The sequence below is a fragment of the Blautia sp. HCP3S3_H10_2 genome, assembly GCF_052122375.1.
Classification (GTDB): domain Bacteria; phylum Bacillota; class Clostridia; order Lachnospirales; family Lachnospiraceae; genus Blautia_A.
This window is the reverse complement of record NZ_JBQKCL010000002.1, coordinates 345003-362346: the sequence shown is the minus strand read 5'-3', so window position 1 is coordinate 362346 and position 17344 is coordinate 345003. Positions and strand designations below refer to the sequence as shown.

Below are 17344 nucleotides of genomic sequence, written 5' to 3'. Positions count from 1 at the left end.
GTCCGGAAGGGATAAACGCTGAAGGCATCTAAGCGTGAAGCCCCCCTCAAGATGAGATGTCCCATTCGAAAGAAGTAAACCCCCTTGAAGACGACGAGGTAGATAGGGCAGGGGTGGAAGTGCAGTAATGCACGGAGCTGACTGTTACTAATAGGGTGAGGGCTTGACCAACTAGTGAGAAAGCGGTCAAGACAGTATGGGAACTGACCGGAGCAAGTTTACTTGCAGAGGGAAGTTCACAGGCTGGCTTGAACATTTGCGAGCAAATGTCACTGAGCAACGGAGTTGCGAAGTGACCGCATTCGAACGGACGCATGGTAAAATGATTCCATTAGGATGTAGCATGTATGTAGTTTTGAAGGTACAGTAATGAAGACGGTAGCCGGTTGGTTATCGTTTTTTTTATTTAAAAATTTCCAATCATAAAAGCCAATCATTATAATGTAAGAAATCCCAAAGAATGTCAATTTAGGTTGCCTGTAAAATGGATTTGTAATATAATGGGAACGTTGAAAAAAGAAAAGCTGCCATTGTCACATATTGATACAATTAATACACTGGCAGAAAAGAGGATGAGAAATGAGCAGATTATCAGTGGTTCTGCCAGCTTATAATGAAGAATTGATGGTAGGTAAAACATGCAGGGTCCTACATGAAATTCTTTCAGAAGCTGGTATTTCTTATGAATTGGTTGTTGTAGACGATGGTTCAAAAGATAAAACCTGGGAAGAAATAACGAAAGCCGGAACGAGAGATGAAAATGTACTTGGAGTTCATTTTTCTAGAAATTTCGGAAAAGAAGCGGCAGTATACGCAGGCTTGGCACAGGCAACAGGAGATGTGGTTGCAGTTATGGATTGTGATTTGCAACACCCTCCGGAAACTTTGGTTGAGATGTATCATCTCTGGGAACAGGGATGGGAGGTAATTGAAGGAATTAAGAAATCAAGGGGAACAGAGAGCTTATTGCATAAAGAAAGCGCAGGATTTTTCTATGGAATTATGTCAAAAGCAACTGGTGTAAATATGCAGAATGCTTCCGACTTTAAAATGATGGATCGCAAGGCAGTGAAAAGCATACTTTCCATGCCAGAGCGTAATATGTTTTTCAGGGCGACATCTTCCTGGGTGGGATTTAAAACTACATATGTAGAATTTGAAGTTCATGATAGAGAAGCTGGACAATCCAAATGGTCTACCTGGTCTTTGATTAAATATGCATTTACGAATATTGTTGCATTTACTACAGTACCCCTGCAGTTTGTAACAATTGTAGGTGGATGTTGCTTTGGATGCTCGTTGATTCTGATAATATATTCCCTGATCCAGTTTTTTGGAGGCCGGGCAGTGGAAGGTTATACCACAACTTTAATTGTACTTCTACTGATTGGAAGTGCTATCATGCTGAGTCTTGGAATTATTGGATACTATATTGCAAAAATATATGAAGAGGTGAAGCGGCGTCCACGTTATATTATTTCTCAGATTGTCCGTGGAAAACGGGATGTTTATGAGGAGGTTAATCATGACAGCGCTCATTAAGAAATTATATGCCAGTGATGTGGTACGCTATGTATTTTTCGGAGGTTGTACCACATTGGTAAATCTGATCAGCTTTTTTATTTTACGGAAAGCTGGAGTGCAAAGAGATATTGCGAATGTTATATCCATTATTCTTGCAATTCTTTTTGCCTATGTAGTGAATTCGAAATTCGTTTTTCAGGATAAATGCGAGACTTTAAGAGATCATATCCAGCCATTTTGTAAATTTGTAGGAGCAAGACTTGTTACTATGGTTGTTGAAGTGGGTGGTGTATGGTTCTTTGCTGAAATCATGCATATGAATGATATGGTGGGCAAATTTATAACTCAGTTTGTGGTTCTGGCATTAAACTATATATTTAGCAAATTTCTGGTATTTACCAGTGGGAGAAAGTAATGACATTAGAAGAAACCGTGAAAAAGATAAAACCTTTGGATGAAGAAAAAATGGAAACTGCCAGAAGACGTTGGGACAGTATAGCCAAACCTCTTCATTCCCTGGGGAAAATGGAAGACCTGATCACACAGATCGTTGGAATTACTGGCGAGATTAAAGTAGACATCAGCAAAAAAGCTTTGGTTGCCATGTGCGCCGATAATGGCGTGGTAGAAGAGGGAGTTACCCAGACAGGTCAGGAAGTTACCGCAATTGTTGCAGATAATTTTGTAAAAGAAACCACTACAGCATGTGTGATGTGCCACCAGTGTGGTGTGGCTGTGAAGCCAGTGGATGTAGGGATGGTAAGAAACACTACAGCACGTACTGATCTTAAAGTGATGTATGGAACCCGTAATATGACAAAAGGTCCTGCCATGACAAAGGAAGAGGCTATAAAGGGAATCGAAGCAGGAATCGCTATGGCAGAAGAGTTAAAAGCAGAGGGATACCGTTTACTGGCTACTGGAGAGATGGGGATTGGAAATACTACCACAAGCAGTGCGGTGGCGTCTGTTCTTTTGAAGCAGCCGGTGGAAACCATGACCGGACGTGGAGCTGGGCTTTCCAGTGATGGGCTTAACCGCAAAATCGAAGCAATAAAAAAAGCAATTATTATAAATAAACCAGATGAGGAAGATCCTGTAGATGTACTTGCAAAAGTGGGTGGTCTTGATATCGCTGGAATGGCTGGTGTATATCTTGGAGGTGCCGCTTTACAGATTCCTGTTCTGATCGATGGATTTATTTCCGGAGTAGCCGCTCTTGTAGCTGCTGCAATCTGTCCGGCATCTGTAGATTATATGATTGCAAGCCATGTATCCAAGGAGCCGGCAGCACATCTTATTCTGGAAAAATTAGGAAAAGAAGCAATACTTCATGCGGATATGTGTCTGGGAGAAGGCACCGGTGCCATTGCGCTCTGCCCGTTTTTGGACATGGGAGCGACTCTTTATAATACCTTAAGTACCTTTGAGGATATTCATGTAGATCAGTATGAGGAGCTGAAATAATATGATGACGGTTGTGACCGGAGGCAGCGGAAGTGGCAAGTCTGCTTTTGCAGAGGATAAAATTCTATCATTTGGTCCTGGAAGGCGGATTTATATTGCTACTATGCATCCTTATGATGAAGAAAGCCATAGACGTGTGGCACGCCACCGCCAGATGCGCGCCGGAAAAGGCTTTGAAACAGTGGAATGCTATACCGGACTAAAAAGTCTGGATTTTCCAGAGGATGCGGTGGTTCTGCTGGAATGTATGTCGAATCTTGCTGCAAACGAAATGTTTGAGGAATATGGTGCCGGGGAGAAAACAGTAGAAGCAATTCTGGAAGGCGTAAAGAAGCTGAAAAATCAGGTACGTCATCTGGTAATTGTTACAAATGAGATTTTCTCCGAGACAGCTTCTTATGAAGGAGATACAGTGCGCTATCAGAAATATCTGGGAAAAATCAATCAGAGCATTGGTAAAATGGCAGATGAGCTGGTGGAGGTTGTATATGGAATCCCGGTCTGGTACAAAGGAGGAAAAAGCGTTGAAAATGCTGTGGAATAATTTTAAGGTTGCGTTTGCCATGTACTCGAAAATTCCAATGCCAAGAGCTGACTGGAATAAGGAGAATATGAAATATACCTTCTGCTTTTTTCCGTTTATAGGTCTTGTGATAGGTGCATTGTCCTGTCTGACTGGCTGGATCGGAAGCAGCTTCCAGTTCCATCCCTCTTTTATATCCACAGCGTTGGTCCTACTGCCAGTGTTTGTGACAGGGGGAATCCACGTGGATGGGCTTCTTGATACATCAGACGCATTAAGCTCCTGGCAGGAGAAAGAGAGAAGATTGGAAATCCTGAAAGATTCCCATGCAGGAGCATTTGCAGTTATCACAGCCTGTGTCTATTTTCTGGCCTGGTATGGTGCTTACAGCCAGCTGTGGACAAACAGACCGGCTCTTTGGATCATGGCGCTTGGTTTCATGGTATCCAGGTGCTTTTCAGGAATCAGTGTTATGACTTTTCCAAAAGCACGGAAAGATGGAACGGTGGCAGAATTTTCCAGGAAGGCAGAAGACTTAATTGTAAGAAATGTGCTGATTGTTTATCTTGGAATCCTTTTGCTGTTAATGATATGGATTCAGCCAGTACTAGGGCTGCTGGCATTTGGTACGGCGATACTTATTTTCCTTTATTATCATCACAAAGCCATGAAATATTTCGGTGGCATCACAGGTGACCTGGCAGGTTATTTCCTCTGCCTTTGTGAGGTGGGAATGGCTGTGGTACTGGCAATTGCTTCTGTGTGGATTTAAGTGCTGAAAATCAGGGAGGAATACACGGATGGAAATGATTATCGGAGGTGCTTTTCAGGGGAAAAGTGCTTATGTAAAGGAACAGTATTCGGAAATTGTCTGGAAAAATGGAGCGGATATAGAGAAAGAAGAACTTATGACTGCAGAAGGTGTTCTTGATTTTCAGGAGTTCATTCGAAAGGAATTAAAAGCCGGGAATGATCTTTCAAATTTTGCAGAGGAACTTGCAGTAAATAATCCAGATATTATTCTGGTCAGCCTGGAAGTAGGATATGGAGTTGTTCCAATGGATGCTTTTGACCGGAAATATAGAGAAGCAGTAGGAAGAATCTGTACCAGTCTGGCGGCGAAGAGCCAGAAGGTGATACGGGTTGTCTGCGGAATCGGGATGGTGATAAAAAATGCTTAAGCTTTTATTGATCCGCCATGGTGAGACAGAAGGGAATAAACGAAAAAGATACATTGGAAAGAAGACAGATGAGCCGTTATGCCAGGAAGCAGGGGAAATGCTGGAAAAATTGAAATATCCAATGGTACAGGCTGTTTATGCAAGCCCTATGATACGCTGCACCCAGACGGCAGGAATTCTTTTTCCAGAGAAGAAACTGAACATTATAGATGAGCTTGCAGAATGTGATTTCGGGGAATTCGAAAATAAAAATTATCTGGAACTGGATGGAAATGAAAATTACCAGGCATGGATCGATTCTGGTGGGCTTCTTCCCTTTCCTGGTGGGGAAAGCCGGGAAGAATTCAAGCGGCGTAATGTGATTGGTTTCCAAAAAGCAGTAAATAGCTGTATCCGTAAGGAGATTAAAAGTGCAGCACTTGTGGTGCATGGTGGGACGATCATGAATATTATGGAAGAGTACGCAGACGAAAAACGTCCGTTTTATGACTGGCATGTACAAAATGGACGGGGATTTGAAGTAGAAATTGATACAGAATCATGGAAAAAAGGCCAGAAGGCTTTGCATATGACACGGGAATTATAGGAAAGGGCAGTCCACGTAAGCGGGCTGCTTTTTTATGCTATAGGAAATTCCGTTGGAATTCCCTATAGCATAAAAAGCCCTGCCGGGCAGGATCGCACTGCGGCGGAAAGGTAGATGTCGCTTATAGCGACCCGCCGCAGGCGGAGAATTGATAATAGTGAATTTAAAAGTGCAGTGGTTAGTTTTGATGAACAAAAAAATTAGAGCACCAAAATCATTTTTTGAATTTCTATTGAAATTTGTATAAGATTATGGTACATTATCTGTATAAAATATCCTAAAAAACGAGAAATTGTGTCTTTTGTTTCAACAATTTGAACAAGTGAAGGAGGAATCCATATGCTTATTATCGGGAATGGAAGAATGATCACGCGGGATGCATCCAATGCATTTATAGAGAATGGTGCAGTTGCAATAAAGGATAACACCATAACTATGGTGGGAACTACCGATGAGGTAAAGCGGGCATATCCAGATGGAGAATTTGTGGATGCCAGAGGCGGAGTGATCATGCCGGCATTTATCAATACGCATGAGCATATCTACAGCTCCTTTGCCAGAGGTTTAAGTATCAAGGGGTATCATCCCCAGGGATTTCTGGATATTCTGGATGGACAGTGGTGGACCATTGACCGTCATCTCACTCTGGAGCAGACCAGACTTTCTGCAATGGCAACCTATATAGACAGTATCCGAAATGGTGTGACCACAGTATTTGATCATCATGCAAGCTTTGGACATATTACAGGATCTCTGGAAGCGATAGAATCTGCCGCGAAGGCGCTTGGTGTCCGTACCTGCCTTTGTTATGAAATTTCTGACCGTGATGGCATGGAGAAGTCCAGGGAATCTGTAATGGAGAATGTGAATTTTATCCGGCATGCATTGGAAGACGACAGCGATATGATCGCTGCCATGATGGGAATGCACGCTTCTTTTACCATTTCCGATGAGACTATGGAATTATGTAATGAATTAAAGCCGGATGGTGTTGGTTATCATATCCATGTTGCAGAAGGAATTTATGATCTCCATCAGTGTCTGAAGGAACATAGCAAACGGATCGTGGACAGACTCTATGACTGGAATATTCTTGGTCCGAAGACGCTTCTGGGACATTGTATTTACATAAATGAGCATGAAATGGACCTGATAAAAGAAACAGATACTATGGTTGTCCATAATCCGGAATCTAACATGGGGAATGCCTGTGGCTGTCCGCCTACCATGGAGCTGGTACATAAAGGAATCGTTACCGGACTTGGAACTGACGGATATACCCATGATATGCTGGAGTCCTGGAAGGTGGCCAATATTCTTCATAAACATCATCTCTGCGATCCCAATGCTGCATGGGGAGAGGTTCCGAAGATGTTATTTGAGAACAATGCCATTATTGCCAATCGGTATTTTAAAAAGTTACTTGGTATTCTGAAGGCTGGTGCTGCGGCAGATGTGATCGTGCTGGATTATAACCCGCTGACACCTATGAATGCAGATAATGTAAATAGTCATCTTTTGTTTGGAACTACAGGGCATGATGTAGTAACTACCGTATGTAATGGCAGAATCCTTATGAAAGACAGGGAAGTGCTGGTATGCGATGTAGATAAGGTTATGGCCGACTGCAGACAGTCTGCCAGGGAACTGGCTGATGATATTAACGGAGGAAAATAGATATGAGTGATATTATGACGTGTATGCCATTCGGGCAGCTGATGGACTGGGTCCTTCAGGAGAAGAAAAAACAGGACACTGTATTTGGGGTACACCGTCCTTATACAGCTGATGGGAAGAAGGCACTGCAGATTTTTGGAAGAAATCTGGAGACACCTGTAGGCCCGGCAGCTGGTCCTCATACCCAGCTGGCTCAGAATATTATTGCTTCTTATTATGCAGGAGCACGATTTTTTGAGCTGAAGACGGTTCAGAAGATGGATGGGGCAGAACTTTCTGCCTGTGTGAATAAACCCTGTATCCTCGCAGAGGATGAGGGTTATAACTGCGAATGGTCTACGGAGCTGACCGTTCCGGATGCTATGGGGGAGTACATTAAGGCGTGGTTTATCCTTCATGTAATAGCGAAGGAATTTGGAATTGGTGCGCAGGATGGTTTTCAGTTTAATCTTTCGGTAGGATATGACCTTGAAGGAATCAAAGGAGACAAGGTGAATGCCTTTATTGATGGAATGACAGAGGCGAAGGATACTGCCATTTTCCAGGAATGCAAAAAATGGCTTCTGGATAATACGGATAAATTCCAGAAATTTACCCGGGAAGACATTGAAGCCATTCCATCTAATGTCTGTAATTCTGCTACCATATCCACGTTGCATGGATGTCCGCCACAGGAGATTGAGAGTATTGCAGATTATCTTCTTACCGAGAAGCATTTAAATACATTTGTGAAATGCAACCCGACCCTTCTTGGCTATGATTTTGCACGAAAAACTATGAACCAGATGGGATATGATTATATGGTGTTTGGTGATTTTCATTTCAAGGATGACTTGCAATATGAAGATGCAATTCCTATGCTTACCCGTCTGATGAAATTATCCGAAGAGCTGGGACTTGAATTTGGTGTGAAGATCACGAATACATTTCCTGTTGATGTTACCAGAAAGGAACTTCCAAGTGAAGAAATGTATATGTCTGGTAAAGCATTGTTTCCGTTGTCAATTTCCCTTGCAGCTAAGCTTTCCATGGAATTTGCAGGAAAGCTTAGAATTTCCTATTCCGGAGGTGCAGATTATCACAATATTGACAAAATTGTTGGCTGTGGCATCTGGCCGGTAACAATGGCAACTACACTTCTAAAGCCTGGCGGATATCAGCGCTTTACCCAGGTAGCAGTTAAGACTGAGGGGATTGCGGCAGAAAAATGGGCCGGAATTGATGTGGATGCATTAAAAGCCCTGGCAGAATCCGCAATCACAGATGGGCACCATATGAAAAATATCAAACCGCTTCCTGACAGAAAGAGTTCCCAAGAAGTACCTCTTCTGGACTGCTTTTATGCTCCATGTACAGAAGGTTGTCCGATTCATCAGGACATTCCCCAGTACATAGCTCTTGCCGGTGAGGAAAGATATAAAGAAGCATTGGAGATAATTCTTGAGAAAAATGCATTGCCATTTATCACAGGAACATTATGTGCACATAACTGTATGACAAAGTGTACCCGCAATTTTTATGAGGAGTCTGTAAATATTCGTGGCACCAAGCTTTTAGCCGCCAGGGCTGGCTATGAAGAATTGATCGGGGAAATAAAAGCGGCCAGACCAAATGGAAAGAAGGTTGCGGTAGTAGGTGGCGGTCCTGCCGGCATTGCAGCAGCTTATTTCCTTGCAAGAGAAGGTACTGCTGTTACAATTTTTGAAAAAGAAGAAAAGGCAGGCGGTGTGATCCGCTATGTGATTCCAGGCTTCCGCATTGGAGAGGATGCGATTGATAAGGATCTGTCTTTCATTGAGAAGATGGGAGTAGAAATCTGTATAAATACAGAGATCAAGTCAGTGGCAGAGCTTAAATCACAGGGATACGATGCTGTTATCCTGGCAGTGGGTGCAGGCAAACCAGGTACCCTGAAGCTGGAAAAAGGCGAGACTGTAAATGCCCTGGAATTTCTCCGGGATTTTAAAGCAAAAGATGGGAAGCTTAATATTGGTAAAAACGTTGTGGTAATCGGTGGAGGAAATACGGCCATGGATACTGCAAGAGCGGCGAAACGTACAGAAGGTGTGCAGCATGTTTACCTGGTTTACCGGAGAACCAAGCGCTATATGCCGGCAGCAGAGGATGAACTTCTGGAGGTTCTGGAAGAGGGAATTCATTTTAAAGAGCTTCTTTCCCCGGTAAGCTTAGAAGATGGCAGACTGATCTGCAAGAAGATGAAGCTGGGACAGATGGATGCTTCTGGACGTGCCAGTGTAACAGAAACTGCAGATATTGCAGAAGTTCCGGCTGACACTGTGATCGTAGCTGTTGGCGAGAAAATTGATACTGATTTTTACAGAGCAAATCAGATTGAAGTAGATGAAAGAGGAAGAGCAAAGATTAATGATAAAACTCTTGAAACCAGTGTAAGTGGCGTATATGTTGCCGGAGACGGGGCACGGGGGGCTGCGACTATTGTAGAGGGTATCCGTGATGCGCAGCTGGTTGCCAGAGACATTCTTGGGAAAGAGATTGTCAGGAATGCAGCTGTGAGCGGCGAGGAAAAAGACTGCTTTGCAAAGAAAGGAATCCTTGTGCACAGCAAAGAGGTAAAGACAGAGGAAGAGAGATGTCTGTCCTGCAATAAGGTTTGTGAGAACTGTGTAGATGTCTGTCCGAACCGTGCAAATATTTCCATTAAAGTTCCAGGCATGGCGATGAATCAGGTGATCCATGTGGACTATATGTGCAATGAGTGCGGCAACTGTAAGAGCTTCTGCCCATATGCCAGTGCACCATACAAAGCTAAATTTACTTTATTTGCCAATGAAAAAGATATGGCAGACAGTAAGAATGATGGGTTTGTTGTCCTGGATAAAGAGACGAAGACCTGTCGGGTAAGACTGGCAGGCAATACAGCAGATTGTAAGGCCGGTGATCCGGGCGATAAGCTGTATGCTGGTCTGAAAAAGCTGATCTGTGCAGTAATCGATGATTATGGATATCTGATAACAGAATAAAAATGTAAATGCTGTCCACAGCTTTTTCAGGTTGTGGACAGTGTCTGTATTTATTGAAAAGATCAGCGCAGATAGATCCTGTAACCAGACTTTGGAGCTGATCTGGAAAATGCGGGCAGAAAGGAGAGTCCAACATGGCAGTATTTACAGTTAATGGGCAGAACGTAAAAGCAGAAAAAAACCAGAAACTGCTTCGGTTTCTGCGTGATGAATTACATCTGACTTCTGTAAAGGACGGCTGTAGTGAGGGCGCCTGCGGAGCCTGTACCGTTATTATTGAGGGCAGAACCTGCAAAGCCTGTGTACCGGATACTGATTTACTGGATGGCAAAAATATCATTACAGTAGAAGGTCTTACAGATTGGGAGAAGAAAGTATATACCTACGCTTACGGGAAAGCAGGGGCAGTACAGTGCGGATTCTGCATTCCTGGAATGGTGATGTGTACGAAAGCCCTGCTGGACACAAATAAAGAGCCAACGGACGAAGAAATCAGGTATGCCCTGCGTAACAACTACTGTCGTTGTACAGGATATGTAAAAATCATAGATGCAGTACGGATCGCTGCCAGAATTATGAAAGATGGCGAGCTTCCAAAAGAAAGCAATGAGAGCTGGAAGATCGGTTCCCGTGTGGCAAGGATCGATGTGGAAGAAAAGGTGCTTGGCACAGGCAGATATCCGGATGATATTTATCTGGATGGTATGCTTTATGGTGTTGCTTTAAGAAGCAGATATCCCCGTGCACGGGTACTTTCCATTGATAAAACGAAAGCTGCTGCACTTGCCGGAGTGGAGGCGGTAGTCACAGCTGAGGATATTCCGGGAGAAAATAAGATTGGTCATCTGAAGCATGACCAGTACACGCTGATTCCGGTAGGTGGGCTTACCCATTATCTGGGCGATGCAATTGCACTTGTGGCAGCCAAAGACAAAGAAACAGCAGAAAAGGCGGCCCGGCTGATCCAGGTAGAATATGAAGTCCTTCCGCATATTCATACGATCGAAGAGGCAGCAGCGCCGGACGCGCCGAGGGTGTTTGATGAAGAAGAAAATAATATTTGTGCATATAAACATATCAGCAGGGGAGATGCCGGGGAAGCCATAAAAAATTCCAAATATGTGATTTCCCGCCATTTTGAGACGCCATGGACAGAGCATGCATTCCTAGAGCCGGAATGTGCTGTTTCTTTTTATGACGAAGATGGCGATATTTTTATATATTCTACAGATCAGTCCGCACACCAGACCCTGCATGAGTGCAGCCTGGTTCTTGGAACGGACAAGGTGAAGGTACAGAATGCACTGGTCGGCGGCGGTTTCGGAGGTAAAGAAGATATGACAGTGCAGCATTTAAGTGCACTGTTGACGTATGTGACTAAGAAACCGGTTAAAATGAAGCTTTCAAGAGCTGAGTCCTTACTGGTTCATCCCAAGCGTCATCCATTTTATATGGATATGACAATGGGATGTGATGAAAATGGAAACATTATGGGAGTCAAGGCAAAAGTGACTTCTGATACAGGGGCATTTGCTTCTCTTGGAGGTCCGGTTCTGGAGCGGGCTTGTACTCATGCAGCAGGGCCTTACCATTATGAGAATTTTGAAATCGAAGGAACTGCTTATTATACCAATAATCCACCTGCTGGGGCTTTCCGGGGATTTGGGGTTACCCAGACCTGCTTTGCGACAGAGACACTTTTAAATATGATGGCAGATAAAGTGGGAATCACTCCATGGGAAATCCGTTACCGGAATGCCATCCGTCCAGGAGAAACCCTTCCAAATGGCCAGATCGTAGATGCGTCTACAGGACTTGTGGAAACTCTGGAAGCTGTGAAAGAGAAATATGAGGCTGCGCTTGCCAAAGGCATGCCTGTTGGGATTGGCTGTGCCATGAAGAATGCAGGGGTAGGCGTAGGAATCCCGGATACCGGCAGAGTGAAGCTGATCTATGAAAAGGACAGAAAACTCCATATTTATTCCGGTGCTTCCTGCATTGGGCAGGGGCTTGGTACTGTGCTGACCCAGATGGTGGTAACGAATACAGACATAAAAAGAGAAGATATTGTTTATGAGAGAAGCAATACCTGGATATCTCCGGATTCCGGGACTACATCTGGTTCCAGGCAGACTCTTATTACAGGGGAAGCCTGCAGAAGAGCCTGTGAGAAGCTGATGGAGGACAAAAAGGCGGGGCTTACCATAGAAGATATGATGGGAAAGGTTTACTATGCGGAATATCTGGCAAAAACAGATCCGCTGGGGGCGAATGTGCCGAATCCGGTTTCCCATGTTGCTTATGGGTATGCGACCCAGGTTTGCATTCTGGATCCGGAAACTGGCAGGATCGGGCAAATGATAGCTGCTCATGATGTGGGAAAGGCAGTAAATCCATTGTCCTGCGAGGGACAGATCGAGGGTGGTGTGGTAATGTCAATGGGGTTTGCCCTGAGGGAAAGCTATCCTATTGATGAAAATTGCAGGCCTATCTCCAAATACGGATCCTTAGGGTTGTTCCGGGCTCACGAAATTCCCAAAATAGATGCCATTGTCATTGACAAGCCAGGACTTGAAGTTGCCTGTGGAGCCATTGGCATCGGTGAGATCACATCCATTCCCACCGCACCTGCAATTGCAGATGCTTATTTCCGAAGAGATGGTATAAGGCGTTGCAGCCTGCCACTAAGTGGGACACCATACGAAAGGAAGGGATGAAAGATGGCAGCAAAAAAGAAATTTCCATATAAATCAGCCGTTGTAGCCTGTAATGGAGGCTGTCAGAGATCTGCTGGTGAAGCAGGCTGTAAGGATGGCTGTACTGGCTGCAAATCCTGTGTCAGTAAATGCAGAGTTGGGGCTATCTGTATAAATGAGCGGGGGGTTGCCCTGGTGGATGAAGAGAAATGTATCGGTTGTGGAGCATGCGTAAAGGCTTGTCCACAGCAGATTATCCATATACATGAATGTGCAAACTGGATCGTAGTGAAATGCTCTAATAAAATGAAAGGCCAGGAGGCAAAAAAACAGTGCAAGGTCAGCTGTATCGGCTGTGGCATCTGCGAGAAAACCTGTACAGCCGGGGCAATTAAAGTAATTGATAAGTGTGCCGTGATCGAGGAGGCAATCTGTTTAAGCTGTGGGATGTGTGCAGTAAAATGTCCAAGACATGCTATTTATGATCTGAGAGGAATCCTGACAGCAAAGATGTAAGCCTGTATATGCTAGAGCGTGTTCGAAAAATCATTCCTGCAATCTGCACGCCCCACTTTGCGGTATATTTTGCCCTCTTTCAGTCAGCGTAGCCCGCTACGCCTCCCTCAATAGGACAAAATCTCCCACAAATTGTGACGCACATCTTGCAGAAAGCCTTTTTCAAACATGCTCTAGAGCGTGCCCCCAAAATCATTCCTGCAATCTGCACGCCCCACTTTGCGGTATATTTTGTCTGATTTCAGTCAGCGTAGCTGGTAAAAAAGAAAAAGAAGGTGAAGCATATGATTGGAAAAAGTGTTCCAAGAGTAGACGCTTATGAGAAAGTAACAGGACGGGCGAAATTTACAGATGATCTCATTCTGAATAAGTGTCTGATCGCAAAGGTTTACCATGCAAAAATAGGAAATGGTGTTGTGAAGTCTATTGACACCAGCGAAGCCGAAGCTCTGGATGGTGTAGTAAAGGTTGTGACCTTTAAAGACGTACCAGATCACTGTTATCCTACGCCAGGGCATCCCTGGTCTGTGGAACTGGCTCATCAGGATGTAGCGGACCGTAATCTGCTCACAGGAAGAATACGGTATTACGGAGATGACATAGCAGCTGTTGTCGCAGAAGATGAGGTAAGTGCTTCCAGGGCCTTAAAACTGATCCGGGTAGAGTACGAAGAATATCCGGTGGTAACAAGTCCGAAGCTGTCCATGAGGGGAACACAGCATCCCATTCATCTTGATAAGAAAGACAATATCCTGGCCCGTTCCAGCTTCGCCATCGGGGATGTGGACAAAGCTATGGAAGAAGCAGCTGTCACAGTTAAAAGAAGCTATAAAACACCAATCGTCCAGCATTGTCATATTGAGAATAATATTTCTTACGCTTATATGGAAAAAGGCAGAGTAGTGGTGGTATCATCCACGCAGATTCCCCATATTGTCCGCAGGGTAGTAGGTCAGGCACTTGGAATCCCCTGGGGACAGGTCCGGGTGATCAAGCCCTATGTTGGAGGAGGTTTTGGAAATAAGCAGGAAGTGCTTTATGAGCCCCTGAATGCGTTTCTTACCATGCAGGTAGGCGGCCGCCCGGTAAAGATGGAACTGACAAGGGAAGAGACATTTACCAATACCAGAACCCGTCATTCTATCGAATATGAGATGGAAGCAGGAGTAGATAAAGAGGGGCATCTTCTGGCCAAGGAAATGACCGCTTATTCCAACCAGGGTGCTTATGCATCCCATGGTCATGCAATCGCGGCCAATGGTCTTACCGCAAGCAGGCTTCAATATGCATGTCCGAACATCCGGGGAGAAGCATATACCGTTTATACCAACTGTCCTACAGCAGGTGCCATGAGAGGCTATGGAATTCCCCAGGTCTGCTATGCAATGGAAAGCTTTATGGATGATATAGCCTTTGAAATTGGCATGGATCCGTTGGAGTTCCGCAGAAAAAATCTGATCCATGGCTATTATGAGGACGCGTATCTGAAGCCGATCGCAGCGAATACCAATGGTATTTTTGAATGCCTGGACAAGGGGGCTGCATACATTCACTGGGACGAAAAGCGTAAAGCCTATGCAGATCAGACCGGTTCCGTCAGGCGCGGCGTTGGTATGGCACTGTTTTCTTATAAGACTGGTGTATGGCCGATTTCCCTGGAAATTGCAGGAGCCAGGCTATCACTGAATCAGGATGGAAGTGTGCAGCTGCAGGTAGGAGCCACAGAGATCGGGCAGGGAGCTGATACCGTGTTTTCCCAGATGGCAGCAGAAACCTTGCATATGGATATTTCCAAGGTGCATATTGTAAGCCAGCAGGATACAGATGTAACACCGTTTGATACCGGCGCCTATGCCTCCAGGCAATCCTTTGTTACAGGTACAGCTGTAAAGGAGTGTGCCCAGCAGCTGAAGCAGAAAATCCTGGAATATGCCAGAACCCTGGTTCCGGGAAATGTAGACCGGCTGGAGCTGGAAGACGGGTATATTCTGGCTGATGGCAGTCCGGCACTTTCCCTGGAAGAGCTAGCGATGGAAAGTTATTACAGCCTTGGCAATTCTTCTGTCCTTACAGCTGAAGTTTCCAGGCAGGTAAAGAAAAATACCATTGCCACCGGCTGTTGTTTTGCAGAAGTGGAAGTGGATATGAAGCTTGGCAAGATCAAGGTTCTGGATATCGTAAATGTACATGACAGTGGAACACTTCTGAATCCACAGCTTGCCCAGATGCAGGTACATGGCGGAATGTCCATGGGAATGGGCTATGGGCTTTCCGAACAGCTTCTTCTGGATGAAAAAACCGGAAGACCATTAAATGGTACTTTGCTTGATTATAAAATGATGACAACTATGGATACCCCGGATCTTACGGCAGAATTTGTGGAATTAAATGATCCCATGGGACCATATGGAAATAAGGCACTTGGAGAGCCACCTGCGATTCCGGGAGCACCTGCGATCCGTAATGCGGTATTAAATGCCACCGGTATTGGCTTTTCGGAAATTCCTCTTACACCGCAAAGACTGATTGAAGGCTTTACAAAGGCCGGACTGATCTGAGAAAGGGGGCATGAGGAATGTATGATATTGAAAATTACTATAATGCGGAAACAATCGGGGAAGCAGTAACACTTTTGAAAGAACATCCGGATGCAAGGGTGATCGCTGGAGGAAGTGATGTACTGATCAAGATCCGTGAAGGAAAAATGGCCGGTACTTCTTTGGTGAGCATCCGGAATGTGAAAGAAATCCAGGGAGTCCAGCTGATGGAATCCGGGGATATTTATATTGGTGCTGCGACCACATTTTCTCATGTAACCAATGATCCGGTGATCCAGGAACGGATTCCGGTTCTGGGAGAAGCAGTAGACCAGGTTGGAGGTCCCCAGGTCCGCAATATAGGAACAATCGGGGGAAATGTATGTAACGGAGCGGTCAGTGCGGACAGTGCGCCTACGTTATTTTCCCTGAATGCCATGCTGCGGATTGCAGATGGTACTGGTGGCCGCATGGTTCCGATCAGAGATTTTTATCTGGGACCTGGACGTGTAGATCTTTATCAGGGAGATGTGCTTACCCATATTGTGATCCCTGGAAAAGATTATCAGGGATATCAGGGATTTTATATTAAATATTCCATGCGGAACGCAATGGATATCGCCACTTTAAGCTGCAGTGTGGTAAGTAAAGTCAATTTGACCGATAATGTTCTCGAGGATGTAAGGATTACTTTTGGCGTGGCAGCTCCTGTACCGTATCGCTGTCAGAAGACAGAGGAAGCCCTGAAAGGAATGAAAATTGGAGAAGAATTGTATCAGAAGGTGGAAGAGCTGGTAAGAGAGGAAATCAACCCAAGAGATTCCTGGAGAGCATCGAAGGCCTTCAGACTGCAGATAGGTGGGGAGATTGCGAAGCGTGCACTTAAGGAGAGTATCCGGCGTGGTATGGTAGCGGGAGTAATGTTCACGGACAGTGGTACTGTTAAAGAACAGATGTCTGGAATAACTGAGAATTTATCTGACAGTGAAAATGTAACAGGGGGTGAGCCGCTATGAAAAAGGATATGCGTCTGGTACAGTGTATTGTAAATGGAAAAGAAGTGGCTGAGTATGTGGATGTAAGAGAGTCACTTCTGGATATGCTGCGCAACCGCCTTGGGCTGACTTCTGTGAAAAAAGGCTGTGAAGTAGGGGAGTGTGGTGCCTGTACGGTGATCATTGATGGAGAGACCATTGACTCCTGTATTTACCTGGCAGTGTGGGCAGAGGGCAAAAATATCCGTACCCTGGAAGGGCTGGAGAAGAATGGGGAGCTGACCAGGATCCAGGAGGCTTTTATTGAAGAAGGAGCCATTCAGTGTGGTTTTTGCACACCTGGCTTTGTAATGTCTGCTACGGTATTATTGGAACGTGGGGAGCCGCTTACAAGAGATGCGATCCGCAAACATATGGCTGGAAATCTCTGCCGCTGTACCGGGTATGAAAATATTGTGAATGCGGTGGAGAAGGTAAATAAGGAGAATATCCAGAAATCTGTTTAGGGCGTGCAGATTGCTGGAATGATATTTCAAACAGGCTCTAGGACTGTACTACTTGGAAAAAGAGTGTTATAATATGATTTCTTGAGAGGGTGGGGAGCTTCCCCGCCTTTTCTAAAATGATAAAAACGGATGGG

14 protein-coding genes, 1 rRNA gene and 3 pseudogenes are annotated in these 17344 nt (G+C 44.8%); 17 read left to right on the top strand and 1 reads right to left on the bottom strand.

What is annotated here, in order from left to right; genetic code table 11:
• The 12 genes from ACTQWB_RS03560 to ACTQWB_RS03505 form a co-directional block, all read left to right on the top strand.
• Window positions 1-171, top strand: a 23S ribosomal RNA gene (locus tag ACTQWB_RS03560); the annotation flags it as partial.
• A 408-nt stretch (window positions 172-579) separates the two neighbouring features.
• Entirely contained in the window at window positions 580-1542 is a 963-nt protein-coding gene (locus tag ACTQWB_RS03555) for a glycosyltransferase family 2 protein (RefSeq protein WP_441500383.1), read from the top strand.
• Complete coding sequence (locus tag ACTQWB_RS03550; protein ID WP_441500382.1) at window positions 1526-1939, top strand: GtrA family protein; 414 nt, start codon at window positions 1526-1528, stop codon at window positions 1937-1939. Before ACTQWB_RS03555 ends, ACTQWB_RS03550 begins: the two co-directional genes overlap by 17 nt.
• Window positions 1939-2991, top strand: a complete 1053-nt coding sequence (gene cobT, locus ACTQWB_RS03545; protein WP_441500381.1) for a nicotinate-nucleotide--dimethylbenzimidazole phosphoribosyltransferase — start codon at window positions 1939-1941, stop codon at window positions 2989-2991. The genes ACTQWB_RS03550 and cobT overlap by 1 nt, the downstream gene beginning before the upstream one ends.
• Window position 2992: 1 nt before the next feature.
• Window positions 2993-3535, top strand: a complete 543-nt coding sequence (locus ACTQWB_RS03540; protein WP_441500380.1) for a bifunctional adenosylcobinamide kinase/adenosylcobinamide-phosphate guanylyltransferase — start codon at window positions 2993-2995, stop codon at window positions 3533-3535.
• Window positions 3480-4286 carry an adenosylcobinamide-GDP ribazoletransferase gene (cobS, locus tag ACTQWB_RS03535; protein WP_441500379.1) on the top strand — a complete coding sequence of 269 codons (807 nt, stop codon included), beginning with the start codon at window positions 3480-3482 and terminating at the stop codon, window positions 4284-4286. Before ACTQWB_RS03540 ends, cobS begins: the two co-directional genes overlap by 56 nt.
• Before the next feature lie 28 nt (window positions 4287-4314).
• A complete protein-coding gene (locus ACTQWB_RS03530) occupies window positions 4315-4695 on the top strand; it encodes a bifunctional adenosylcobinamide kinase/adenosylcobinamide-phosphate guanylyltransferase (protein ID WP_441500378.1) in 381 nt (126 codons plus the stop codon).
• Window positions 4688-5281 carry a histidine phosphatase family protein gene (locus ACTQWB_RS03525; RefSeq protein ID WP_441500377.1) on the top strand — a complete coding sequence of 198 codons (594 nt, stop codon included), beginning with the start codon at window positions 4688-4690 and terminating at the stop codon, window positions 5279-5281. The genes ACTQWB_RS03530 and ACTQWB_RS03525 overlap by 8 nt, the downstream gene beginning before the upstream one ends.
• 339 nt (window positions 5282-5620) lie before the next feature.
• A complete protein-coding gene (ssnA, locus tag ACTQWB_RS03520; protein WP_441500376.1) occupies window positions 5621-6958 on the top strand; it encodes a putative aminohydrolase SsnA in 1338 nt (445 codons plus the stop codon).
• Window positions 6959-6960: 2 nt separating this feature from the next.
• Entirely contained in the window at window positions 6961-9960 is a 3000-nt protein-coding gene (ygfK, locus tag ACTQWB_RS03515) for a putative selenate reductase subunit YgfK (RefSeq protein WP_441500375.1), read from the top strand.
• 134 nt (window positions 9961-10094) lie between these two features.
• Complete coding sequence (xdh, locus tag ACTQWB_RS03510; RefSeq protein WP_441500374.1) at window positions 10095-12677, top strand: selenium-dependent xanthine dehydrogenase; 2583 nt, start codon at window positions 10095-10097, stop codon at window positions 12675-12677.
• A 3-nt stretch (window positions 12678-12680) separates the two neighbouring features.
• Window positions 12681-13172 (top strand): 4Fe-4S binding protein, encoded by a 492-nt coding sequence (locus tag ACTQWB_RS03505; RefSeq protein WP_441500373.1) that lies wholly within the window; start codon window positions 12681-12683, stop codon window positions 13170-13172.
• On the opposite strand, the pseudogene ACTQWB_RS03500 reads toward ACTQWB_RS03505, so the two are convergent.
• Window positions 13132-13368: pseudogene (locus tag ACTQWB_RS03500) on the bottom strand (DUF6783 domain-containing protein). The gene ACTQWB_RS03505 and the pseudogene ACTQWB_RS03500 sit on opposite strands and share 41 nt — an antisense overlap.
• On the opposite strand from ACTQWB_RS03500, the pseudogene ACTQWB_RS03495 reads away from it, so the two are divergent.
• From ACTQWB_RS03495 to ACTQWB_RS03475, 5 genes and pseudogenes are all read left to right on the top strand, one after another.
• Window positions 13258-13494: pseudogene (locus tag ACTQWB_RS03495) on the top strand (DUF6783 domain-containing protein); the annotation flags it as partial. The pseudogenes ACTQWB_RS03500 and ACTQWB_RS03495 sit on opposite strands and share 111 nt — an antisense overlap.
• Window positions 13457-15730: a xanthine dehydrogenase subunit XdhA gene (gene xdhA / locus ACTQWB_RS03490; protein ID WP_441500372.1), complete on the top strand. Its 2274-nt coding sequence runs from the start codon at window positions 13457-13459 to the stop codon at window positions 15728-15730. The pseudogene ACTQWB_RS03495 and the gene xdhA, both read left to right, overlap by 38 nt.
• Before the next feature lie 17 nt (window positions 15731-15747).
• A complete protein-coding gene (gene xdhB / locus ACTQWB_RS03485) occupies window positions 15748-16725 on the top strand; it encodes a xanthine dehydrogenase subunit XdhB (protein WP_441500371.1) in 978 nt (325 codons plus the stop codon).
• Window positions 16722-17210 (top strand): xanthine dehydrogenase subunit XdhC, encoded by a 489-nt coding sequence (xdhC, locus tag ACTQWB_RS03480; protein WP_441500370.1) that lies wholly within the window; start codon window positions 16722-16724, stop codon window positions 17208-17210. Before xdhB ends, xdhC begins: the two co-directional genes overlap by 4 nt.
• A pseudogene (locus ACTQWB_RS03475) lies at window positions 17211-17282 on the top strand (DUF6783 domain-containing protein); the annotation flags it as partial.
• Window positions 17283-17344: the final 62 nt, after the last annotated feature.